This is a genomic window from Anoxybacillus thermarum, assembly GCF_000836725.1.
Classification (GTDB): domain Bacteria; phylum Bacillota; class Bacilli; order Bacillales; family Anoxybacillaceae; genus Anoxybacillus; species Anoxybacillus thermarum.
Map to the genome: position 1 here is coordinate 1 of NZ_JXTH01000009.1, position 24344 is coordinate 24344.

Genomic DNA, 24344 nt, shown 5'->3' on the forward strand with positions numbered 1-24344 from the left:
TCCAAGCGGGTTGAACAGGCCAAACGGAAGGCAGGACGGTTGTGGGCAGATGTGGTGCGTCAGAATCTACCGTGTCTGCAGCGGTCATCCGGGACGCCGATCCATCAAGCGTTGTCGGCGCTTCGGGATTTTGGTTGGGTGTAAAAAAATGGAATACAATATCATCACTTCAAGATGAGGGATGAGAGTCCAAAAGCGCTTACGATATCAATTCCTGAAAATGGTTCGCTAACTAGTGATTGACAACACCCGTAGTGAACCGAAAAAATGTTCTCCACAAAGTCTTGACTGACTCGTCATTCAACGTGGATTTGAAATTAAAGCAAATATGTTACAAAATGCTTATGACGACGCCTTACAGAAAATATTGAAAAGTTCTGTGGCCGATTTACAGACGTATGTTCGTTCGGGCAGTTTAGACTCTTACGATTTATTAGTCTTGGCATTCAAAACGAATCAATTGGATGTCGTTCGTTTGTTGCTTCATCTTGTTTCCGATCAAAAAGAGAAAGAGTTTTTGCTGTTTATGTTGAATGAGCATGAACAAGCACCTGAATCGATGTTTTACTTATTTTTACTCGAACGAACGATTCAGCTAAAAGAGTACGAGCTGTTTGAGCAATTTCTTGCTTTGAAAAATCGGTTTGCCCCATCTGTTCATATTCAAATCGCACACTTGCTTCATCGCTATGAATTTATGGATGTAGCGCTCCAACTATATCGTTCAGTCGATAATATGAACGATTGGGATGCGGGTGCGTTTGTCAATGTGATGGAAGCGTTAGTAGCAAAAAATGAGATTGTGGAAGCGATGCAGTACGGTCTATTAGCGATTAGCTTCGGTCATCACGATTTTCGTTTGTATAAATATGTCATCGAACTGATGGATATATGTGGGATGAGTGAAGAAAGAAGAAAAATCGTTCAACAAGCGAAACAATTATATCCGGACAGCGAATGGTTGAAGCAGAAAGAAAAATAAAAGGGGAAGCAAAATGAAAACAAGCATCATCATACTAACTCATAATAAGTTAGATTATACGAAGCAATGCATCGAAAGTATTCGCCAATATACGAGAGAAGGAACGTATGAAATCATTGTCGTGGATAATCACTCTACAGACGGAACAGTGGAATGGTTACGATCACAAAAAGATATACGGACGATTTTTAACAACGAAAATGTTGGTTTTCCAAAAGGATGTAATCAAGGAATACAAGTCGCAACGGGAGAGAACATTCTTTTATTAAATAACGATGTCATCGTTACAAAGAATTGGCTTGATCATTTGCTAGTTTGCTTACACAGCGCAGATGACATCGGGGCGGTCGGACCGGTTACAAATTCTGCTGCTTATTATTCTGCGATTCCAGTAAGCTATACGTCGATTAATGAAATGCACGCGTTCGCTTCCCAATATAATGTTTTAGACCCAAATAAATGGGAAGAAAGGTTAAAATTGATTGGATTTTGCATGCTCATCAAAAAAGAAGCGGCCGATAAAGTAGGGCTGCTCGATGAGCGGTTTACACCGGGAAATTTTGAAGATGACGATTACTCTGTTCGTTTGAGACAAGCTGGTTATCGTTTAATACTATGTAAAGACACATTTATCCACCATTATGGCAGCGTATCATGGAAAGATGATGGCAGCGGTTATTCGAAGTTGTTGCGAGATAATCAAAAAAAATTCGAAGAAAAATGGGACGTTGATGCGGAAGCGTATGACATAGAAACGGATATGCTAAATCAAATTTCAATTGATCGCCAAACGAGTGTCAATGTGTTGCATATCGGTTGCGGTGCAGGAGCAACGTTGTTGAAAATGAAACAAGAGTACCCACATGCTACGTTGTACGGTGTAGAACAAAATGCATTTGCGATAAAAGAAGCCAAACGTTGTGCATACGTGGCGAATGACTTGGATGATTGTGAGATAAAGAAACAAATATTTGACGTTATTTTATATAGCAGTCGTGCGTTCGCTTTAGATGATGACTTGCTTCGGTTTGTTGTTGAACATCTCAAGCCGAATGGGCAATTTGTTGCTCATGTGCAAAATGCAGGGCATTTCCGAGTGATTGAAGAACTGATCGCTGGACAGAATCCATTTGAACGTCACAATGTATATAGCTTAGGTCAATTAGGTGATTTGTTTAAACGGCATTCGCTATTGATGTTTGTTAGAGGCTTAGCCACTTCAGAAGACGATGACAAACATCGATTAGTCAACCATCTGAAAGCTTTGTATGGAGAGGATATTCAATTTTCACTTGTGCCAAAATCGTTTGTTGTACGCGCTTATAAGCAAAATGAGGATATAAGGAAACTCATTGACGCTTTCGTATGTAAAAAAGACCGCCACCATGTTTTACAACAGTTACATCGTTTTTCTACTAACGAAGTGGTCGATATAATAAAAACAATAGATCATGCGGTTGAATTATTAAATGAACTTGCAATCGAAAATTTTGCGCATGGCTATCATGAACACGTTTTACCTTATTTACAAGCAGCGTTTGAGTTATGTCAAGATGATACAGATACGTTATACAATTTAGCTTTTGTGTTGAACTCTTATGGTGAGAAGGAGCTGGCGAATCGATATTTGTCATTCATTCGCCAACCAGATGATGAAGTGAGAAAGTTGTTTGAGGAAATTAACGAACAATCATTGAAAAAGGCGCAGCAGCTTACATTTTTGTTGCGTCGTCTCGAGTTTGATGTCGATGTTGATGAGGCAAAGCAACTGTTGGTTGATCGACTTGCTTGCGGCGAATTTGATGAGCCGTTCATTAAAGAAGTGATTCATACGAGCATCATTCATAAAGTAAAAGTGCTTCAAAGCATTGCGATCGCGTGTTTTGAACAAGGAGTGCATGACCACGTATTGCCATATTTGCAGCTCGCTTATGAAAAAGAGCCGACAAATGAGGATACGTTATATAACTTAGGATATGTGCTTCTTACTTATGGGGAACATGCACTAGCGGAAACATTTTTACGAAAAGTTCAACATCCTGATGAGCAAGTGATGGAGCTGTTAAAGATCGCAAGAGGAGAGTTTGAATGATGAATGATAAAAAAGTTGCATTTATTTATTGCGTCAATAATCGGGAGTTATATGAGGAATCTGTCCGTTATGTGAGATCGCTTCACGTGCCGGACGGATACGAAATCGAAATTATAGCAATTGAAGGAGCAAAAAGCATCACTTCTGGGTATAACGAAGGGATGAAAAAAACAGATGCGAAATATAAAGTGTATTTGCACCAAGATGTGTTTATTGTGAATAAACATTTTATAAGCGATGTTTTAAACATTTTCAGTTCGGATAAAGAGATAGGGATGATCGGTGTTGCTGGAGCACAATCAATCCCATTTAGCGGTGTATGGTGGGAAAGTGAAGCGAAGGTAGGAAAAGTGTACGATAGTCACACCGGGAAAATGAAGTTGCTTAGCTTTAGGGAAGTTGATGAAGATTTTGCATCAGTTCAGATCGTTGATGGACTCATTATGGTTACTCAATATGATCTTCCATGGCGTGAAGACGTGTTTAGGGGGTGGCATTTTTATGATGCTTCCCACAGTTTAGAGTTTATAAAGAGAGGATATAAGGTTGTCGTGCCTAAACAAGAAACTCCTTGGTGCTTACATGATTGTGGAGTTATTCATTTAGGGACAGCGTATGATAAAGAACGCGAGAAGTTTTGCCAAACATATTTAATATCAACATCCGTACCGTTGTTAAGGAAAAAGGATCGTCCGCTCATTTCAATATGTATTCCAACATATAATCGAGCTAAAGAAGTAGAAAAAAGCATTATCTCTATTGTCACACAAGTAGATTCGGAATTAGTAGAAGTTATTGTTTCTGATAATGCCTCAACAGATCGTACCGAAGAGATAGTGAAGGCTTATGCTGCACGTTATCCTAATATAAAATATTTCCGAAATCAAGAGAACATCGGATCAGAGAGAAATATTATTGAAAGTATTAAGAGAGCGACTGGTACTTACATCTTTTTGCATGGGGATGACGATTATTTTAAGCAAGGAGCCTTGCAACGCATTACTCAAATAGTGGATAAGCACCCACAATGTTCCCTGTTTTTCATGGAAGTTTTGAAGGATAAAAAAGATGTGATTTTAGGGAAGGGATTGGATGAATACTGTAAAGAAACGTCTATATATTGTACCTTTATGTCATCCGTCATGTTCCGAAAAGATTATTATTTGAATATCGAGGATCCAACATTGTTTATAGGGAGTTTCATTAACCAAGTTTATATTCAGTATAAAATTTTACAACAAAACCCACACTTTTGTATTATTCGTGATGCGATTTTTACTCAAGAAGGAAATGATATAAGTGGATATAATTATGGGGAAGTTTTTGTGAAAAATTATATCGACATTTTAAATTATTTCAAGGGTCGAGAGCCAATTTCACATATTACTTCAAAGACAATCAGGGAAGAAAAGAAGAAAATGCTTGAAACAACTATTTTTTATTGGTATCGCTACATTTTAAAAAATAATATTCCAGTAAGTCTGGAGAATTTCGATCAAATATTTTTTAATTATTATAAGGACGAACCGTATTTCGAAGAAGCTAAAGCCGTTTTCGAGAGAATTCGCCAAGAAGTAGGTTACCAACAAAATTCATAAGGGAGTAGCAAACAATTATGAAAGTGGTCATACTAGCAGGTGGCTTCGGGACGAGAATTAGTGAAGAATCGCATTTGAGACCAAAACCAATGGTAGAAATAGGTGGAAAGCCTATATTGTGGCATATTATGAAATTGTATTCTTATTACGGTTTTAATGACTTTATTATTTGTCTTGGGTATAAAGGATACTATATCAAGGAATATTTTGCTCATTACTTTTTGCATGAATCGGATGTGACATTTGATTTTAGAAACAATAATCAGCAAATCATACATCATCATTCCGCTGAGCCTTGGAGGGTCACGCTTGTCAATACTGGGCTTCACACAATGACGGGAGGACGAATTAAGCGAATCCAACCTTATATTGGTAATGAGCCCTTTTTAGTTACTTACGGAGATGGAGTGTCAGATGTAAACATTCAAGAATTAGTAGTTTATCACCGAAATCACGGAAGATATGCAACAGTTACTTCAGTTCAACCTGCTGGAAGGTTCGGAGCGTTGTCGTTATCACCATATAACGAAGTTGTTGGTTTCCAGGAAAAGCCGAAAGGAGATGGTCATTGGATTAACGCTGGTTTTTTTGTTTTCGAACCAGAGGTATTTGATTACTTAGAAGGAGATCATACTGTGCTTGAGCAAGGACCGTTACAAGATTTATCAAATGATCGTCAGTTGGTAGCCTATAAACATGAGGGATTTTGGCATCCAATGGATACTCTTAGAGACAAAAGAAATCTAGAGGAATTATGGGATAGTGGTAGAGCTCCTTGGAAAGTATGGAGGTGAATAGATGAGAAAAGAGTTTTGGAATGGAAAAAAAGTATTTATTACTGGACATACAGGTTTCAAAGGATCTTGGCTTTCTCTTTGGTTGAATAGTATGGGAGCAATTGTTCGAGGATATGCGTTGCCGCCTGTCGAGTCTCACTCCCTCTTTTACTTAGCGCGTTTAGATCGCTCTGTAGATTGTTATTTCGGTGATATTCGTGATTATGCTCAACTTGAGGAAAGTTTGTTATCGTTCGAGCCTGATATTGTTTTTCATTTGGCTGCACAGCCATTAGTACGTGAATCTTACCGCAATCCAATAGAAACGTATGAAACAAATGTTATGGGAACAGTCCATCTGTTAGAATGTGTAAGAAAATGTGAATCTGTTAAAGTGGTTGTTAATATAACGACAGACAAATGTTATGAAAACAAAGAATGGGTCTGGGCATACCGTGAAATTGATTCACTCGGAGGTAGAGATCCCTACTCTAGCAGCAAAGTGTGTGCTGAATTCGTTACCCAAGCGTATCAAGCTTCTTTTTTCTCTACGTGTGAACGTGTATCGATTGCTACTGCTCGGGCTGGAAATGTTATAGGTGGAGGAGATTGGGCGAAAGAGCGGTTAATTCCGGATTGTTTTCGGGCGATTATGAATCAGGAAAAGCTCATTATTAGGAATCCTAATGCAATTCGGCCTTGGCAGCACGTTTTAGAAGCTTTGGGCGGATATTTGACTTTAGCGGAACATATGTATGTACATGGAAAAGATTATAGCGGGGCATGGAATTTTGGTCCGCAGGAAAATGATCGAACAGTAGAATGGATTGTTCAGTACATTGATCAAAAATGGAGGGATGGGATTAATTATATGATTGCTAGTGATGATGAGGGATTCGTTGAGTCCAACTATTTGAGGTTAGATTGGTCCAAAGCGAGGGAAAAATTACGTTGGAAGCCCAAATGGAGAATTGAGCAATCCCTCGATAAGACAATCGAATGGTTTGAATGGTATGTGGATGGAAGAGATATTTCTACTGTATGTTTGAAGCAAATAAATCAATATATGAGTGACAACTAGAGGGTGAAAATAATAATGGACTTTAATGAAAGAGAAACGTTGTTACGAAAAAAAGTCATTGAAGCAGCAGTGCAGTATTATCAAGAAGTTCATAGAGTAAAAAATGAAGCAAAATTTAAAGAAGGTGACACGATTCCTTATGCAGGAAGAGTATTTGATGAGAAGGAAATCATAAATCTTATTGATTCTTCGCTCGATTTTTGGTTGACAACAGGGAGATATGCAAAACAATTTGAGGAGAAATTTGCAAAGTTTCTTGGTGTTAAATATTGTTCTTTGACTAACTCAGGCTCATCAGCGAACTTGTTAGCCTTTATGGCACTAACATCTCCACTTTTAGGTGAAAGAAGAGTGAAACGGGGAGATGAGGTAATCACCGTTGCGTGTAGTTTTCCCACAACCATTGCTCCGCTCATACAATATGGGGCAGTGCCTGTTTTTGTTGACATCGAATTACCTACTTATAACATTGATTGCTCGTTGTTGGAAGAAGCGCTATCTGAGAGGACGAAAGCGGTCATTATTGCGCACACATTAGGAAATCCTTTTGATTTGGAGGTCGTTAAAGACTTTTGTGATCGCCATGGTCTGTGGCTCATAGAAGATAATTGTGACGCCCTCGGATCAAAGTATTTTTATAAAGGTGACTGGCGCTATACAGGTACTATAGGGGATATTGGAACTTCTAGCTTCTATCCTCCTCATCATATCACTATGGGCGAAGGTGGAGCTGTGTATACGAACAACGCATTACTAAAACGGATTATTGAGTCGCTTCGAGATTGGGGAAGAGATTGTTGGTGTCCATCTGGAAAAGATAATACGTGTCGCAGGCGATTTGATCAACAATTAGGCGAACTGCCTTATGGTTATGATCACAAATACACATATTCTCATTTCGGCTACAACTTAAAAGTGACTGATATGCAGGCAGCGATCGGTTGCGCACAAATTGACAAGATCCTTTATTTTGTGGAGAAGCGAAAGGATAATTGGGCGAAGTTGAGGGATGCCTTAAGAGGATTAGAAGGATATTTCATTTTACCAGAGCCATCAAAAAATTCTGATCCAAGTTGGTTTGGGTTTTTAGTTACAGTAAGAGAAGATGCTCCATTTACGAGACAAGAGATAATTCATTATTTAGAGGAGAATGGAATTCAAACACGAATGTTGTTTGCTGGTAACATTTTGAAACATCCGTGTTTTGACGGGTTGCGCATGGAGGGAAGTGGCTACAAAGTAGTTGGAGAATTAAAAAATACGGATTACGTGTTGAATAACACGTTTTGGATTGGTGTTTATCCAGGTTTGACCGAAGAAATGTTGGAATATGTGATTAAAAAATTTTATGATTTTGTCTCACAGCGAGGTGGAGCTTAAACAATGGATGAAATTGTAGAGAAGGATTTTTCGGATATCTTTTCTTATGTAGATTGTAAAAATTTTCGCGGAACTAAATGGCTGATTACTGGAGGTACGGGAATTATCGGCGGGTATTTGGCTGCATTTCTTGGATGGATAAATGAGCAGAGAGAATCGAGTGAAATTGAAATAACAGTTGTTCACCGAACGGAGAATATTGAAGAACATCCAATCATCGGATGGATGTATGGTAAAGATTATATTTCGTTTCTAAAAGCAGATCTGAGTGAAGAGTTTTGTATCCCGAATTTATCGGATTATGACTATGTTATCCATGCCGCATCTAATGCTGCCCCTAAAGCGTATTTAAGTGACCCAATCGGTACAATTTATTCGAATATTAAAGGAGCTGATTACTTTTTAAGGCATTCAGTAGATAGTAATAAGTTGAAATGTTTCTTGTATGTTAGCTCCGGAGAGATTTACGGGAACCCAGAAGTTGTTCCTACACCAGAAGATTATGTGGGGCGAAGTAATCACCTACATCCGAGAGGGTGTTATGTAGAATCAAAAAAATTTGCGGAAGTATTATGTTTAACTTATTATCGTCAATACAACGTTCCTGTAAAAATCATTCGCCCAATTCATGTGTTTGGACCGGGATTTAAAAAAAATGATAGTAGGGTTTGGGCTGATTTTATAAATAATATGATGGAAGGGAAAAGCATTGAAATATTGAGTGATGGCATGGCAAAGCGAGGATTTTGTTATATTGCTACTGCTATTTCCCAAATATTATCTGTCATTTTCAAGGGGAATATCGGAGAATGTTACAACATCGGTAGCGATCAGCTCGTTTCTATTAAGGAGCTAGCTGACATTGTTTCTGAGGAAGGGAAAGAAATCTTAAAGAAAAACGTAGAAGTGAAAATTAGAGGTAAAGTGCCTTCTCATCTCGTTGGAAGTCCGAATATATCGTGTCCAAACATTGAGAAAGTGCGAGCTCTTGCTCCGATTTTAGATGTTGACTTGAGGGAAGGGATTAGGAGAGTTTTAAAATGGATGCTAAAAAATGAGGGAAGGAAAGTTTAGCATGAAAAAATATCATGTTACAGAACATTGTCGCCTTTGTGGGAGTACGAAATTAGATGAATTATATCATAATAAGTCATTACCCGTTGCAGGTATATATTTTGACTCTTATTCGGATCATCATCACGTAAATGTACCGTTAACAGTCGTACTATGTGATGAATGTGGATTAGTGCAGCTAAGGGAAACGATCAATCCTTCTATATACGAACAGTACCATTTTATTGGTAATTCAGCATTGTCTTATGAGCAGCATTTGATATGGGTGGCTCGGAAGTTGGTTGAAGTGTTTAAATTAGAGAGCAAGCGTATTTTTGAAATAGGTGCTAGCAATGGTGTGTTGCTCAAATATTTAAGGGATTTTGGTGGCAATGAAATATTCGGAGTGGAGCCTTCCCATAAGCTATGCGAAGATGCTAGGAAATTTGAAGTGAATTTAGAACCGAGATTTTTTAATAGAGAATACGTAAATGACTCAAGGACGAAGTACGACTGCGTTATTGTTAGGCATGTATTAGAACATATACATGAGTTAGAAGGGTTTGTGCAACTTATCGATGAGGTTCTTGAGGAAAATGGAATTGTTATTGTGGAAGTACCTAGCCTAAACGAGATGATTATTCAGAAAAATTACTCGAATATTTTTCATGAACATCTAAATTACTTTTCAGAGCAAACACTAAACTATTTGCTTTCGAAAGTCTCTCTGACCCCTGTGTACATGAAATGTGTCGATATTCATGGCGGAGCCATTTTCGGCGTGTACAAGAAAGGTGAAACTGGAAATGTTTTCACGAAAGAAGAAAGGCAATTGGATCGTAGCAAAATAAAGTCATTTTTTGATGCATACGACCAATACTATACTCTTTTGAGTGATAAAGTTTCTCGGATGAATGCACAAAATAAGATAGTTCACGGATTTGGTGCATCTCATCGGACGTTTACTATTTTAGGATGTTCGAATTTAACAAACGAAAATATACCGTACATATATGATAGCAATCCTTTGTTGCATGGAAAGACGTTAAACGGCATAGGCAGTAAGATCGTTCCACCCCAGTTAATAGAAGAACATTCTCCAGATGCAATTGCTATTTTTGCAACGTCTTACGAAAAGGAAATTAGTGAGTTGCTGAGGAATCAATACAAATACAGCGGGGAAATTGTATCGATCAAAGAGGGGTGAGGATGATGGAAGATGTACAAATCACTAAAAATATTAGAAAATCGATATTGGACATGATGTATACATCTCGTTCATCACATATTGGATCGTGTTTTTCAATCGTTGAGATATTGTACACGTTATACTTCCGAATTTTAAAAATTAGGGGAACTCAATTTGACTTAGTAGTTGATGATAAATTTATTCTGAGTAAAGCTCATGGTAGTGTAGCCTTATATGCTACTTTAGGTGAAAGGGGATTTTTCGATAAAAAAAAATTAGAAGAATATTATGTGGACGGTGGAAGTTTGCCAGGTCATTTAGATATGAAATCTGCTTCGGGTATAGAATGTTCGGGCGGATCACTTGGACATGGGTTGTCTATTGGGATAGGAATGGCGATAGCAAATCAAAAAAGCAACGTTTATGTTTTACTTGGGGACGGAGAGTGTAATGAGGGAAGCGTATGGGAGGCCGTTATGTTAGCTTCTCATCTTCAGTTGGCTAATTTGACGGCAATTATAGATTATAATAAACTTCAAGGATTTGGAGAAACAAACGAAGTGATCAATCAAAAAAATTTACATGAAAGATGGTCTGCTTTTGGATGGAATGCGATAGAAGTGAATGGTCATAATGTCGATGAATTAGAAAAAGAATTAAAACGACCTTCCGATAAGCCAAAAGCAATCATTGCTCATACGATAAAAGGAAAGGGAGTGTCTTTCATGGAAAATAAGTTGGAGTGGCACTACAAATCCCCAAACAAAGATGAATATTTATTGGCGCGAAGCGAGCTGGAAGGCGCGTTATGAGAAAAACATTTATTGAATCTCTTATCAAAGAGGCAAGACAAAATCCGAATATATTTCTAATTACCCCAGATCTAGGTTTTTCAGTCCTAGAGCCTTTCGCTGAAGAATTTCCTGACAGATTCTTAAATGTTGGGATCGCTGAGCAAAATGCGGTAGGTGTAGCAACTGGTTTAGCTCTATCTGGAAAAATAGTGTACGTATATAGTATTATTCCCTTTGTAACCATGCGTTGTTTTGAACAAGTAAGGATCGATGTTGCCTACATGAATACAAAAGTGCGATTAGTCGGAGTGGGTGCCGGTTTTTCCTATGGGTCTGCAGGCGCTACTCATCATGCTATTGAGGATATTGCAGTTATGAGAGCACTACCGAATATGACGGTTTGTTGCCCTGGAGACCCGTTGGAAGTTAAGGGGATTGTGCAAGAAAGTGTGACGTATCAAGGACCGATGTATATTCGCTTAGCTAAAAGCGGTGAGCCACAAATTCATCCTGATGATACGGAAATTCAAATTGGAAAATCAGTTGTCGTTCATGAAGGAGATCAGTTTGCCATCTTGACAACAAGCAACATGTTAGATGTTGGATATAAAGTTGCTCAAGTGTTCAGACGCCAAGGAGTAAAATGTTCACTTATTAGTTTTCATACACTAAAACCTTTTGATCACCTAAAAGTGGCAGAGTTAATTGACAGTGAACTTCCAATTATTACTTTAGAGGAGCATAATATTATTGGTGGTTTGGGTAGTATTGTGGCTGAACAAATTGCGGAAAGTGGCAGGGGGGTAAAATTTAAGCGAATAGCGATCCCAGACCAATATTCGCACTTTGTCGGTAGCCAGGCATATATTAGAGAAAAATTTGGATTGAGTGAGTCACAAATTGTGGAGACTATTCAGTCATTTATTGGATTCTAAAGTTAAATAAAGAGGTGCTTAATCATATGAAAGGCATCATCCTCGCGGGAGGGACAGGCTCGCGTCTGTATCCTCTCACAAAAGTGACAAATAAACATTTACTTCCAGTCGGCAAATATCCAATGATTTATCACGCCATTTACAAGCTAAAAGAAGCAGGAATGAGCGATATTTTGATCGTCACTGGGCGTGAGCATATGGGGGATGTAGTGAATTTGCTTGGAAGCGGTTCGGAGTTTGGCGTTCAGTTTACTTATAAAGTACAAGATCAAGCAGGCGGCATTGCACAGGCGCTTGGGCTGTGTGAAGCGTTTGTTGGTAATGATCTCATGACAGTCATTTTAGGGGATAACGTTTTTTCAGACAGCATCGTCCCATATGTAGGAAATTTTAAAAAACAACAGACGGGCGCGAAAATTTTAATTAAAGAAGTGAGTGATCCAGAGCGCTTTGGTGTTCCTGAATTAGACGGCGAACGAATTAAAAGCATTGAGGAAAAACCGAAAAAGCCGAAAAGCGGTTATGCGGTAACGGGCATTTATATGTATGATCCAAGCGTATTTGATATTATACGCAAACTAAAACCGTCCGCCCGCGGAGAACTAGAAATTACTGATGTAAATAATGCTTACATTGCTCGCAATGAATTAACATATGACGTATTGCAAGGGTGGTGGACGGATGCGGGGACGCACGCATCTTATTTGCGGGCAAATGAGCTAGCGAAAGATATTGATTTCGGGCAATGGTTTAATAAAAACATGAAAAATTAAAAAAGGTGACGTACATGCGAGTCATACAAACGGATTTTGATGCGGTTGTTTTACTAGAGCCGATTGTGCATGAAGACGCTCGGGGGTTTTTCATGGAGAGTTTCAATGAGCGTACTTTAAATGAATTAGGCATTTCAGTAAAATTTATTCAAGATAACCATTCTCTTTCGGAAAAAGCAGGAACAGTACGCGGCTTACATTATCAACTTCATCCGCAAGCGCAAGCAAAGCTTGTGCGCGTAACACGCGGTGTGATTTATGATGTCGTTGTAGACATTCGTAAAGGCTCCCCGACGTTTGGAAAGTGGCGCAGTTTTATTTTAAGCGAGTATAACAAAAGAATGCTTTTTGTGCCTAAGGGGTTCGCGCACGGCTTTTGTACATTAGTACCGAATACAGAAGTGCAATATAAGGTAGATGAGCATTACTCAGCACAATTGGATAGAGGGATTTTTTGGAATGATTCAAAATTAAAAATCGACTGGCCTGTGACGGAAGCGATTTTATCTGAGAAGGATGCGAACCTTCCGCTTTTGGATGATGCACATATTAATTTTACTTGGGAGAGAACGCCATGAATATTCTTGTGACTGGTGGTGCTGGTTTTATTGGCAGCAATTTTATTCGCTATATGTTAAATAAGTACGACAATTATAAAATTGTGAACTATGACTTACTAACGTATGCAGGGAATTTAGAAAGTCTACAAGATGTGCAAACAAATGAACGCTATACTTTTGTGAAAGGGGATATTTGTAACGCTCAGCTTGTTGATTATGTTGTGAAAGCATATGCCATTGATGTCATCGTTAATTTTGCTGCTGAATCACATGTCGATCGCAGCATTGTTGATCCAGCCGCTTTTGTAAAAACGAATGTACTTGGCACGCAAGTATTGTTAAATGTCGCTAAAGCGAACGGCATTCAAAAATATGTGCAAATTTCAACTGATGAAGTGTATGGCAGTTTAGGAGAAACGGGATATTTCACCGAGGAAACTCCATTAGCTCCGAACAGTCCTTATTCGGCAAGCAAAGCGAGCGCGGATTTGCTTGTAAGGGCATATCACGAAACGTATGGGCTAAACGTTAATATTACTCGCTGTTCAAATAACTACGGTCCTTACCAATTTCCAGAAAAGCTTATTCCGTTAATGATTACAAACGCTTTAGAAGGAAAAGAACTTCCGATTTATGGAGACGGTCGACATGTTCGCGACTGGCTTCATGTTCTCGACCATTGCGCAGCGATTGATTTAGTCGTTCATAAAGGAAAAGCAGGAGAAGTATACAACATTGGTGGACACAATGAACGAACAAACAATGAAATTGTCCATCTGATTGTTGAAAAACTTGGTGTATGTAAATCGCTCATTAAATATGTTCCTGACCGTCCAGGACATGATCGGCGCTATGCGATTAATGCAGCGAAGATCAGAACGGAACTCGGTTGGGAACCTCGTTATACGTTCAATCAAGGGGTTGAGGAAACGATTCGATGGTATGTGAACAACCAAGAATGGTGGAAGCGAATGAAATCTGGGGAATATATGGCGTATTATAAAAAACAATACGGTGAAAGAAAATGAGAAGTGAGAGAGTTGTCGTTACCGGAGCGAAAGGGCAGCTTGGTACAGAAGCCGTTAAGCAATTGCGGCAATTTGGGTGGGACGTGTATGGATATGGAAAAGACGAGCTTGATGTTACAGATGATCGGCAAGTGAAAGATGTATTTACAAATATCCGCCCACATGTCGTCATTCATGCGGCTGCATATACAAAAGTTGACGAAGCGGAGAAAGAAAAAGAGCGAGCTTTTTTAATTAATGCGTATGGAACGAGAAATGTCGCTGTCGCTGCTGAAAAAGTAGGTGCGAAGCTTGTGTATATAAGTACAGATTACGTGTTCGATGGCAGAGGAAAAGAACCATATGACGAATTTGCTAGCCCCCATCCGATCAATATTTATGGGAAAAGTAAGTTAGCAGGCGAACAGTTTGTGCGTGATTTTCATTCGAAGTTTTTTATTGTGCGGACATCGTGGGTGTTTGGGGCTAATGGAAATAATTTTGTGAAGACAATGTTGCAATTAGCGAAAGAAAAAAAAGAAATTTTTGTCGTTGGTGACCAGTATGGTTGTCCAACTTATGCAGTTGATTTAGCCCAAAAAATATGTGAACTTGTCGAAACAGAAAAATACGGGTTATATCATATATCGAATACCGATTATTGTTCATGGTACGAGTTTGCTGAGGCGATTTTTGCTCAAATTCGTGCCGATGTTCGCATTCAGCGTTGTCGAACAGAAGATTATCCGCGATTAGCCTCTCGGCCGGCTTATTCTGTGCTCAATCATATGGCTTTAAAGTTAAATGGATTCACGCTTCTTCGCCCATGGCATGAAGCGCTACAATACTTTTTGTCTGCGGATGAGGTGAAACGTTGAAAACGGTAGCTTTAGTTATGATCGTAAAAAATGAAGAGAAACATTTAGCTCGTTGCTTGCGAAGCGTCCACAAAATCGTTGATGACATCGTTATTGTTGATACGGGCTCTACTGATGGGACAAAAAGTATTGCTTACTCATTTGGAGCAAAAGTGTTTGATTTTGAGTGGGCAAATGATTTCTCGGCAGCACGCAACTATGCGCTTATGCAATCAACGTGCGATTGGAATCTTGTGCTTGACGCTGATGAATATATTGTAAACGACTGTAAGAGCATCATCAGACATTTTATTGAAACAAATGAGCGCGCTATCGGACGTATTAAAATGGTTAACGAATTTATTCAAAATGGCGAGAGACGATATGCCCAATCTTATTTATCGCGTTTGCTTCCTAAAGGCGTCACATACGTCGGTAAAGTTCACGAACAAGTCGATTCGCCTTTTCCACGCCAAAATATTGATGTAGAAGTATATCATGATGGGTACGTTCATACGAACAAAACGGAGCGAAACTTAGATCTGTTACTGCAAGAGCTACAACAACATCCAACTGACGATTATGTTTTATATCAAGTTGGCAAACAGTACAAACTTTTGCAGCAATTTAACATGGCGGAAAAGTATTTTGAGGAAAGTTATCGTCTTGTTCCTCTTTATGCGTCGTATCGTCATAGTTTAGTTGTTGACTATTTATATACGATTATTGCTAATCGTTCGTTTGAGCGAGGATTGCAAGTGATCGCAGCAGAACAAGGGAGATTAGATGACTCCTCGGATTTCCATTTCGCATGTGGACTATTTTATATGGACGCCATTTTTTATCATATGAATCAATACGTGCATTTATTTCCGATGATTGAGAAATCTTTTATTCGTTGTCTGCAAATTGGGGAAACAGATCAGTATGATCGTGTTCGTGGAACGGGCAGTTTTTTAGCCGCATATAATCTTGGTGTATTTTACGAAACAACGGGACAAATGGAGAGAGCGATCCATTTTTACGAGCAATCGGCACACGAAGGGTATGAAAAGGCGAGTGAGCGATTAAAGACATTGAAACAGTAGCAACGATGCAATAAAGCTTGAATGTGGCAGCCTCTCTAATGACGAGAGGTTTTTTCTTTCGCTCCCTTCAAACTTCCCTTCTTCTATCCGATATAAACAGTAGGAACGTATATGCAAAGGAGCGAACGGTGATGATTGAACGCATTTCTTCTTCTCTTTCTTCCACATATATGTATGAAAAGACGGCGAGCGAAAAAGCGGCGGAGCGCCCAAAAGAACAGCCAAAGCAAGAACAAACCACTCTACAACAAATGAACGCAAAACAAGAAGAAGAACGCATTTCAAAAGAAAAGCTTGAAGAAATCGTCAAGGGAATGAACGAATTTTTACAGCCGAGCCATACGTCGTTAAAGTTTAACGTACATGAAGATTTGAAAGAGTACTATGTTCAGCTTATTGATGAACGAACGAAAGAAGTGGTTCGCGAAATTCCGCCGAAAAAGCTATTAGATATGTACGCGGCGATGATGAAGTTTGTCGGGTTGATTGTTGATCGAAAAATTTAGGAGGTGGCACATATGAGCACAATGCGGATTGGCGGATTGGCGAGCGGAATGGATATTGATCAACTCGTCAGCGATCTGATGAAAGCGGAGCGCATGCCGCTTGATAAGCTATATCAAAAAAAGCAAATTTTAGAATGGCAACGTGATGATTATCGTTCGATGAATGCGTTGCTTCAAGATTTGGATAGTTATATTTTTAATAACTTAACGCTGCAAAGCAATATGCTCAAAAAAAAGACAACAAGTTCTGATGAGAGTGTTGTGACGGCAACAGCGAATGCTTCTGCAGCGAATATTAGCACGAATTTAACGGTTACGAAAGTCGCTACGTCGGCCACTTGGGTTTCTGAAGCTTCTTCAGCTAGTTATACACCAAGCGGTACAGATACGACGCTGAAAATTAACGTAACAAATGGGGACGGAACGAGCCCAACAAACCCTGTAACCATTACAATTGCAGCGAATTCATCGTTGGATTCGGTTATTGCTCAATTAAACAGCAACAGTGACCTTGGCATTAGTGTGTTTCATGATACAAAGACAGGAAAAATCTCGATTATGAAGAAAGATACGGGGGCAGCGGCAAGTTTAGTGATGGGGGACGCAACGACTGCTTCGTTTTTCCAACAGCTCGGGTTTACGGGGGCTGCGAATGGTGCGGAATTGACGGGGAAAACGGCAGGAGAGGATGCGCAATTTACGATTAACGGTCTTGCGACATCACGTTCAACGAATACGTTTACTATTAATAATGTTACTTACACGCTAAAAAAGGAAGGAACCGCTTCTGTTACAACAACAAACGATACAGATGCAATGTTCAATATAATCAAAGGCTTCGTCGACAAATATAACGAAACTATCGGGAAAATCAATGCTAAATTATCGGAAGAGCGGTATCGCGACTATTTACCGCTGACGGATGAGCAAAAAGAAGCGATGACGGAAAAGCAAATTGAGCTATGGGAAGAAAAAGCGAAAAGCGGACTGCTTCGCCGCGATTCGATTTTATCCAGCGGCTTAAGCCAAATGCGCTTGGACATTTACAGTAAAGTTAGTGACCCATCGGTTAATACAAACTATGATACGCTTTCGGAAATTGGGATTACGACATCAAGCAATTATTTAGAAAACGGAAAGCTTATTATTGATGAAACAAAGTTGCGGGACGCAATTGAAAAAGATCCGAATGCCATTTATCAATTGTTTAACGCGAGCGGATCTGATTTCGATACAAAAGGCATCGCGCAACGTTTGCGTGATACGATCAAGAGTACGATTGGAAAAATTGAAACGAAAGCTGGGAAAACGATTTGGACAAACAACCAGTTTGAAATCGGAAAAAGCTTAAACGATTTAGATAAACGAATTGATGCTTTTGAAGATCGATTAAAGGATATTGAGGATCGTTATTGGCGCCAGTTCACAGCGATGGAAAAGGCGATCCAGCGCTCGAATGAGCAAAGTATGTATCTCATGAACGCTTTTGGCGGCGGAGGACAATAATTAGGAGGTTGAACGATGAACCCATATCAGTCTTATCAAACAAACGCGGTGCAAACAGCGTCGCCGGGGGAATTGACGCTTATGCTTTATAACGGTTGCTTAAAGTTTATTGCACAAGCGAAAAAAGCGATTGAAGAAAAAAACATTGAAGCGCGCAATACAAATTTATTAAAAGCGCAAAAAATTATTCAAGAGTTGATGGTCACGCTTAATATGGAATATGAAGTAGCCAAATCGATGATGACGATGTATGACTATATGTATCGCCGATTAGTGGAAGCAAATATTAAAAGCGACATCGTAATTTTGGAAGAAATCGAAGGGTACGTCAAAGAGTTTCGTGATACGTGGAAGCAAGTGATTCAATTGAATCGTCAACGTCAATATGCACAAGGCGGTCAAGTGTAATGAACGTCGTTGCGGAGCTTTTGCAAGCAACGAAAGCGTTAGTTGCATGCCTTCATCAGCCTATTGAAAAAGATGGACGTGATGCAGTCATTGAGCAAATTGAAGAGTTGCTTGAAAAGCGGGAACAGCTGCTCAAGCTACTTCCCGATACGCTGACAGATGAACAAAAACAAATGGGGAAAGAGCTGATTGCGCTCGATCGGGAGGCAAATGAACTTCTCCGCCAACTGAAACAACAAATTCAACAAGATTTAAAACAAATGAAACAAACAAAAGAGGCAGCTCATCGCTATCATGATTTGTATGAACCGTTATCCATAGACGGCATGTTTTATGATAAACGAAGGTAGGTATGAATATGTTACAATTAACTCCAGAACAATTAACAGTCGTTCGTCAATATGCGACGTTACTAGATACGATCGAAGAAGGATTTCAGTACGTTAAGGAAAGTTTTGTGGATTATGAGCGGACGCAAGGAGATGCTGTGCTTGCTGACATTTTAGAAGCGTTCGATCAAATTGATGCGGTAAACGAGCGGTCATTCGCACAATTTTTTGCTGGGGAGGAAGCGGTGTTGCACGAGTTGAAGCGTTTTGCTTCTGTCATCGAGGAAGCGTGGAAGTTAGACGGAAAGCTGCACGACACGAACGCAAAGCAACAAGTCGTTGAAAAACATTTAGCACCAGCGTTTGAAGCGTGGAAAGTAAGCGTGATGCAACATCTTCGTCCGTATATTGAGCAGTAATATATAGAAGGTGCGAGCAGATCGCACCTTCTATTATTTAAAACGCCTCTGTAATTGTAACATTTACTTCTTTTCGCAAGTCGATTTCAAATGGTGATTTTAGCGTTTCACCGTTTGGGTTTTGTAAAATACGAACGACAGGACGAAGCGGATATTCAGGGAAAATTTTCGAGACGACGCCGCGATATCCTGTATTTAATACGATGTTTGTGCCGAGCGGGTAAATGGCGACGTACTTCAAAAACGTTTTAATGAGCTCGTAATCAAATAACGTGTTGCCAGCTGCGCATAAATATTCGGCCGCTTCGTGTGGCGAATGTTGTTGGCGGTGGTCGCGCGGCGAAGTAAGCGCATCGAATACGTCTGCAATCGCAATAATGCGCGCGAATTCGTGAATGTATTTGCCGGCTGCTTTGTGTGGGTAACCGCTACCGTCAAAACGTTCATGATGTTGTAAGGCACAGTAAGCGGAAGACGGTGAAATATTATTTTGCTTTTTCAATAGTTCAAATCCAAACTCTGTATGATGGGATATAATTCGACGTTCATCAGGGCTAAGAGGCCCTTTTTTCGCCCAAAGTGCACTCGGAATTTGCGTCATGCCAATATCGAATAAGAGCGCTCCCACTCCTAGGTCTAGTAGTTGCTGTGAAGAGTATCCTTTAGCTAAGCCGATAACGCCTGCGATTGTTGCTACATTGACTGAATGATGAAAAAAATACCCTTTTGAAATAACGAGATCTGATAAGTTAATAAGCAAATTTTCGCGGCTCAATAAATAATCTAAAATTTCTTTAAATATTTTTTGATATTCTTGCCCGAGATCTAGCGAAGATACGCGTTGAACAGCTTTTTGTTCTTCGATGAGTTCCGTCATCGTTTCATACACTTTTTTTACCGCTTGTTGCCGCACAACCGGGCTGATCGTCGGACTTTCTTCAATATCGAATGTGAAAATATCGTGAATATAAATATGGCGAATGCCGCTTTCCCTCAATCCACGAATGTATGAGTCGGTTAGTTTTACCCCTTTGGCAAGCAAAACAGCTCCGTTTGGTCCATAAATGTCGACAGCGAGCACATCGCCGCTTTTTGCTTCAAATATGTGCACTTTCCGCATGCGATAACACCTCAGTAGAAAAATACGAACGCCTTTCATCATCTATAAATTATAGCATAATTATCCATCGTTTTGTTCATCATTTTTTCACAAAAAATGTGACGATTGAGAAGGAGTTTTGTAGGGAATTGTAGAAATAAGTAACTAACCTTTCATAAAAGGAGGAACAGCGTATGAAATACAACGTTCGTGGAGAAAACATCGAGGTTACACAAGCAATTCGAGAGTATGTTGAGAAAAAAATTGGGAAATTAGAACGTTATTTTGAAACGACTGAAGGAGTTACTGTTCACGTTAATTTAAAAGTATATAACGATAAACAATCGAAAATTGAAGTAACGATCCCAATGCCACAAATTGTATTGCGTGCGGAAGAGCGCCACGACGATATGTATGCGGCAATCGATTTGGTCGTCGATAAACTCGAACGCCAAATTCGTAAACATAAAACGAAAGTGAACCGAAAAATGCGCGAAAAAGAAGCAAATGGTGTGACGCTCACAACAACTGCTCCTGTCGCAACAGAAGAGCACGAGGAAGAAGAGTTTGAAGTTGTACGTACGAAACGTTTTAGCTTAAAACCGATGGATAGTGAAGAAGCGATTTTACAAATGAATATGCTTGGTCATAACTTTTACGTCTTTATTAATGCGGAAACAAACCGCACAAACGTCGTTTATAAACGAAAAGACGGCAAATATGGCTTAATTGAAGCGAACTAATCCTCCCGCCCTCTGTCGACATAAGACAGAGGGTGGTATAATGTGAAAGAGGGTGGAAGCGATTTTACGCGAAATTTTAGGGAAGTTGACGAGTATTGAGAGTCATTTTTTTCAATTTCAACAAGAAGTGCGCGAAAGATTTGCGCAAATTGATGGTCGCTTTGCCCAGATTGACAAACGGTTTGCTAAAATGGAAAGTCGGCTAGCTGCGCTTGAACAAGAAATGAAAGAAACAAATGAGCGCATCAGTCGCCTTGAGAAAGAAATGTGCGATGTCAAAAAGCGTCTTGAGCATGTCGAAACACAACTAGGCGACGTAAAAGAAACAGTGCATCGTTTAGAAATTCAACTAGCGAACGATGTGGGTACATTATTGGAAAACATTTATAAAAAGATCGATGAAAAAGGATTTGAAATTTACGCCCTCAACAAACGCTCACTCAGAGTCGAAGCCTCTATCGAGCAACTACAATCGCAAGTGTAATCCAGCGAGGAAGCTGGTTTTTTCTTTTTTCCCCATCCCCTTTTCGTATGAGTTGTCACCTTTTCTTGTAAGTGATATGATGGTAATTAGCGACTATATAAGCAAGGGGCGTTTTTGTATGCTTGGAATGTTAAAAAAAGTGTTTGATCCGAATAAACGGCAAATTGCGCGATTAGAAAAAATCGCGAATGAAATTGATGCGCTCGGTCCGCAAATGGCGCAGCTTTCCGATGACGAATTGCGTCAAAAAACAGAAGAGTTTAAGGCGCGTCTTGAAAAAGGCGAGACGCTTGATGATTTACTTGTTGAGGCGTTTGCGGTCGTTCGCGAAGCAGCAAAGCGTGTGCTTGGCATGTATCCGTATAAGGTGCAATTAATGGGGGGCATTGCGCTTCATGAAGGCAACATCGCTGAAATGAAGACAGGGGAAGGAAAAACGTTAACCGCGACGATGCCTGTCTATTTAAATGCGTTAACAGGAAAAGGCGTCCATGTCGTGACAGTAAACGAATACTTAGCAAGCCGCGACGCGACTGAAATGGGCAGATTGTATCAGTTTTTAGGTTTATCTGTCGGACTGAATTTAAGCAATATGTCGCGCGAAGAAAAGCAGGCGGCTTATAACGCTGATATTACATATGGAACGAATAACGAATTTGGTTTCGATTATTTGCGCGATAACATGGTGCTATATAAAGAACATATGGTGCAACGCCCGCTTCATTATGCGATTATTGACGAAGTTGACTCGATTTTAATTGATGAAGCACGTACACCGCTCATTATTTCAGGCACAGCGCAAAAGTCTACAAAATTGTACATTCAAGCGAATGCGTTCGTCCGTACATTAAAACGGGATGTCGATTATACGTACGATGAAAAAACGAAAAGCGTGCAGCTCACGGAAGAAGGAATGAACAAAGCAGAGCGCGCGTTTGGAATCGATAACTTATTCGATTTAAAACATGTGACGTTAAACCATCATATTAACCAAGCATTGCGTGCGCACGTTGTCATGCAGCGCGACGTCGATTATGTCGTTGAAGACGGAAAAATCGTCATCGTTGACCCGTTTACCGGTCGCCTCATGCGCGGACGCCGATATAGCGATGGGCTTCATCAAGCGATCGAAGCAAAAGAAGGACTTGAGATTCAAAACGAATCGATGACGCTTGCGACGATTACGTTCCAAAACTATTTCCGTATGTACGAGAAGCTTGCGGGGATGACGGGAACAGCGAAAACAGAAGAAGAAGAGTTTCGCAACATTTACAATATGCAAGTTGTCGTCATTCCGACAAATAAACCGGTCATTCGTGATGATCGTCCAGATTTAATTTATCGTACGATGGAAGGAAAGTTTCGTGCAGTTGTCGAGGATATTGCGGAACGTCATGCGAAAGGACAACCTGTCCTCGTCGGTACGGTGTCGATTGAAACGTCTGAATTGTTGTCAAGCATGTTAACGAAACGCGGCATTCGCCATAACGTATTAAATGCGAAAAACCATGCAAAAGAGGCAGAAATTATCGCTCAAGCAGGTCAAAAAGGTGCGGTAACGATTGCGACGAACATGGCAGGACGCGGAACGGACATTAAACTTGGCGAAGGGGTGCGTGAGCTTGGCGGTTTAGCGGTCATCGGGACAGAACGTCACGAAAGCCGCCGCATTGATAATCAGCTGCGCGGTCGTTCTGGTCGTCAAGGAGATCCGGGGGTATCGCAATTTTACTTGTCGCTTGAAGATGAACTCATGCGTCGCTTCGGTTCAGAAAATATGATGGCGATGATGGATCGTTTAGGCATGGACGATTCACAGCCGATTCAAAGTAAAATTGTTTCAAAGGCGGTTGAGTCGGCACAAAAACGTGTCGAAGGAAACAACTTCGATGCACGTAAACAACTATTGCAGTACGACGACGTATTGCGTGAACAACGTGAAATTATTTATCGTCAACGTTTCCAAGTGCTTGATTCGGAAAACTTGCGCGATATCGTTGAAAAAATGATTCAATCGGTCATCGAGCGCGTCGTGCGCATGCATACGCCAGAAGATGAATTGCCAGAAGAATGGAACGTGCAAGCCATTGTTGATTATGTGCAAGCGAACCTTCTTTCTGAAGGAGATGTGACGATCAACGACTTGCGTGGTAAAGATCCAGACGAAATGATTGAATTCATTTGGAATAAAGTGCGCGCACGTTACGATGAAAAAGAAAGCCGCATTCCAGCCGAGCAAATGCGCGAGTTTGAGCGCGTCATCGTCTTGCGTGCCGTCGATATGAAATGGATGGAACATATTGATGCGATGGAACAGTTGCGCCAAGGTATTCATTTGCGTGCGTACGGTCAAATTGATCCGCTACGTGAATATCAAATGGAAGGATATGCGATGTTTGAAGCGATGATCGCTTCCATTGAAGAAGAAGTCGCACGTTACATTATGAAGGCAGAAATCGAAAACAACCTTGAGCGACAAGAAGTGGCGAAAGGTGAGGCGGTCCATCCGAAAGAAGGCGAAGAAGTGAAGCGCAAGCCGGTGAAAAAAGCGGTGGAAGTTGGTCGGAATGAACCGTGCCCGTGCGGAAGCGGAAAAAAATATAAACATTGCTGTGGACGATAAGTGAGGGACTTTTCCCTCGCTTTCGTTATGTTGCGTTCGTGATGACGTTTGAATACAATAAT

At 40.1% G+C, this 24344-nt stretch carries 23 protein-coding genes and 2 pseudogenes; 24 read left to right on the forward strand and 1 reads right to left on the reverse strand.

Features of this window, described 5'->3' with window-relative positions; genetic code table 11:
* The 21 genes and pseudogenes from LH47_RS15010 to LH47_RS03565 all read left to right on the forward strand — a co-directional run.
* A pseudogene (locus LH47_RS15010) lies at positions 1-144 on the forward strand (UPF0236 family protein); the annotation flags it as partial.
* A gap of 223 nt (positions 145-367) precedes the next feature.
* On the forward strand, positions 368-982 hold the full coding sequence (locus LH47_RS03470) for a hypothetical protein (protein WP_235341034.1): 615 nt from the start codon (positions 368-370) through the stop codon (positions 980-982).
* A 13-nt stretch (positions 983-995) separates the two neighbouring features.
* Positions 996-2048: pseudogene (locus LH47_RS17195) on the forward strand (glycosyltransferase); the annotation flags it as partial.
* Between the two features lie 1022 nt (positions 2049-3070).
* On the forward strand, positions 3071-4672 hold the full coding sequence (locus LH47_RS16360; RefSeq protein ID WP_161792572.1) for a glycosyltransferase: 1602 nt from the start codon (positions 3071-3073) through the stop codon (positions 4670-4672).
* Positions 4673-4689: 17 nt separating this feature from the next.
* On the forward strand, positions 4690-5466 hold the full coding sequence (gene rfbF / locus LH47_RS03485; RefSeq protein ID WP_043964788.1) for a glucose-1-phosphate cytidylyltransferase: 777 nt from the start codon (positions 4690-4692) through the stop codon (positions 5464-5466).
* 4 nt (positions 5467-5470) lie between these two features.
* Complete coding sequence (gene rfbG, locus LH47_RS03490; RefSeq protein WP_043964789.1) at positions 5471-6529, forward strand: CDP-glucose 4,6-dehydratase; 1059 nt, start codon at positions 5471-5473, stop codon at positions 6527-6529.
* A gap of 15 nt (positions 6530-6544) precedes the next feature.
* Positions 6545-7909, forward strand: coding sequence for a lipopolysaccharide biosynthesis protein RfbH (gene rfbH, locus LH47_RS03495; protein WP_043964790.1), 1365 nt, complete (start codon positions 6545-6547; stop codon positions 7907-7909).
* A 3-nt stretch (positions 7910-7912) separates the two neighbouring features.
* Positions 7913-8983, forward strand: coding sequence for an NAD-dependent epimerase/dehydratase family protein (locus LH47_RS03500; protein ID WP_052585007.1), 1071 nt, complete (start codon positions 7913-7915; stop codon positions 8981-8983).
* A 1-nt stretch (position 8984) separates the two neighbouring features.
* The gene (locus tag LH47_RS03505) at positions 8985-10169 is read left to right on the forward strand and encodes a class I SAM-dependent methyltransferase (protein WP_043964791.1); all 1185 of its coding nucleotides are present in this window, start codon (positions 8985-8987) and stop codon (positions 10167-10169) included.
* Positions 10170-10171: 2 nt separating this feature from the next.
* Positions 10172-10963, forward strand: coding sequence for a transketolase (locus LH47_RS03510; RefSeq protein WP_235341035.1), 792 nt, complete (start codon positions 10172-10174; stop codon positions 10961-10963).
* Positions 10960-11880, forward strand: a complete 921-nt coding sequence (locus LH47_RS03515) for a transketolase family protein (RefSeq protein ID WP_043964792.1) — start codon at positions 10960-10962, stop codon at positions 11878-11880. The genes LH47_RS03510 and LH47_RS03515 overlap by 4 nt, the downstream gene beginning before the upstream one ends.
* 26 nt (positions 11881-11906) lie before the next feature.
* Positions 11907-12653, forward strand: coding sequence for a sugar phosphate nucleotidyltransferase (locus LH47_RS03520; protein WP_043964793.1), 747 nt, complete (start codon positions 11907-11909; stop codon positions 12651-12653).
* A gap of 14 nt (positions 12654-12667) precedes the next feature.
* Positions 12668-13231, forward strand: coding sequence for a dTDP-4-dehydrorhamnose 3,5-epimerase (gene rfbC, locus LH47_RS03525; RefSeq protein WP_043964794.1), 564 nt, complete (start codon positions 12668-12670; stop codon positions 13229-13231).
* Complete coding sequence (gene rfbB, locus LH47_RS03530) at positions 13228-14241, forward strand: dTDP-glucose 4,6-dehydratase (protein ID WP_043964795.1); 1014 nt, start codon at positions 13228-13230, stop codon at positions 14239-14241. The genes rfbC and rfbB overlap by 4 nt, the downstream gene beginning before the upstream one ends.
* Positions 14238-15098 carry a dTDP-4-dehydrorhamnose reductase gene (gene rfbD, locus LH47_RS03535; RefSeq protein ID WP_043964796.1) on the forward strand — a complete coding sequence of 287 codons (861 nt, stop codon included), beginning with the start codon at positions 14238-14240 and terminating at the stop codon, positions 15096-15098. Before rfbB ends, rfbD begins: the two co-directional genes overlap by 4 nt.
* Entirely contained in the window at positions 15095-16165 is a 1071-nt protein-coding gene (locus LH47_RS03540; RefSeq protein WP_235341037.1) for a glycosyltransferase family 2 protein, read from the forward strand. Before rfbD ends, LH47_RS03540 begins: the two co-directional genes overlap by 4 nt.
* A 131-nt stretch (positions 16166-16296) precedes the next feature.
* The gene (gene flaG, locus LH47_RS03545; RefSeq protein WP_043964848.1) at positions 16297-16671 is read left to right on the forward strand and encodes a flagellar protein FlaG; all 375 of its coding nucleotides are present in this window, start codon (positions 16297-16299) and stop codon (positions 16669-16671) included.
* 21 nt (positions 16672-16692) lie between these two features.
* Entirely contained in the window at positions 16693-18177 is a 1485-nt protein-coding gene (locus LH47_RS03550; protein ID WP_200890844.1) for a flagellar hook-associated protein 2, read from the forward strand.
* A 15-nt stretch (positions 18178-18192) separates the two neighbouring features.
* Positions 18193-18585, forward strand: a complete 393-nt coding sequence (gene fliS, locus LH47_RS03555) for a flagellar export chaperone FliS (RefSeq protein WP_043964798.1) — start codon at positions 18193-18195, stop codon at positions 18583-18585.
* A complete protein-coding gene (locus tag LH47_RS03560) occupies positions 18585-18935 on the forward strand; it encodes a flagellar protein FliT (protein ID WP_043964799.1) in 351 nt (116 codons plus the stop codon). Before fliS ends, LH47_RS03560 begins: the two co-directional genes overlap by 1 nt.
* An 8-nt stretch (positions 18936-18943) precedes the next feature.
* Positions 18944-19333: a hypothetical protein gene (locus LH47_RS03565; protein ID WP_043964850.1), complete on the forward strand. Its 390-nt coding sequence runs from the start codon at positions 18944-18946 to the stop codon at positions 19331-19333.
* A gap of 37 nt (positions 19334-19370) precedes the next feature.
* On the opposite strand, the gene LH47_RS03570 is transcribed toward LH47_RS03565, so the two are convergent.
* Positions 19371-20453, reverse strand: coding sequence for an HD-GYP domain-containing protein (locus tag LH47_RS03570; protein WP_043964800.1), 1083 nt, complete (start codon positions 20451-20453; stop codon positions 19371-19373).
* Positions 20454-20626: 173 nt separating this feature from the next.
* Here LH47_RS03570 and hpf point away from each other — a divergent pair, with 173 nt between their 5' ends.
* The 3 genes from hpf (at position 20627) to secA (ending at position 24282) form a co-directional block, all read left to right on the forward strand.
* The gene (gene hpf / locus LH47_RS03575; protein WP_043964801.1) at positions 20627-21175 is read left to right on the forward strand and encodes a ribosome hibernation-promoting factor, HPF/YfiA family; all 549 of its coding nucleotides are present in this window, start codon (positions 20627-20629) and stop codon (positions 21173-21175) included.
* 52 nt (positions 21176-21227) lie between these two features.
* Positions 21228-21659, forward strand: a complete 432-nt coding sequence (locus tag LH47_RS03580) for a hypothetical protein (RefSeq protein ID WP_043964802.1) — start codon at positions 21228-21230, stop codon at positions 21657-21659.
* A 118-nt stretch (positions 21660-21777) separates the two neighbouring features.
* Complete coding sequence (gene secA / locus LH47_RS03585; protein WP_043964803.1) at positions 21778-24282, forward strand: preprotein translocase subunit SecA; 2505 nt, start codon at positions 21778-21780, stop codon at positions 24280-24282.
* Positions 24283-24344 lie beyond the last annotated feature (62 nt).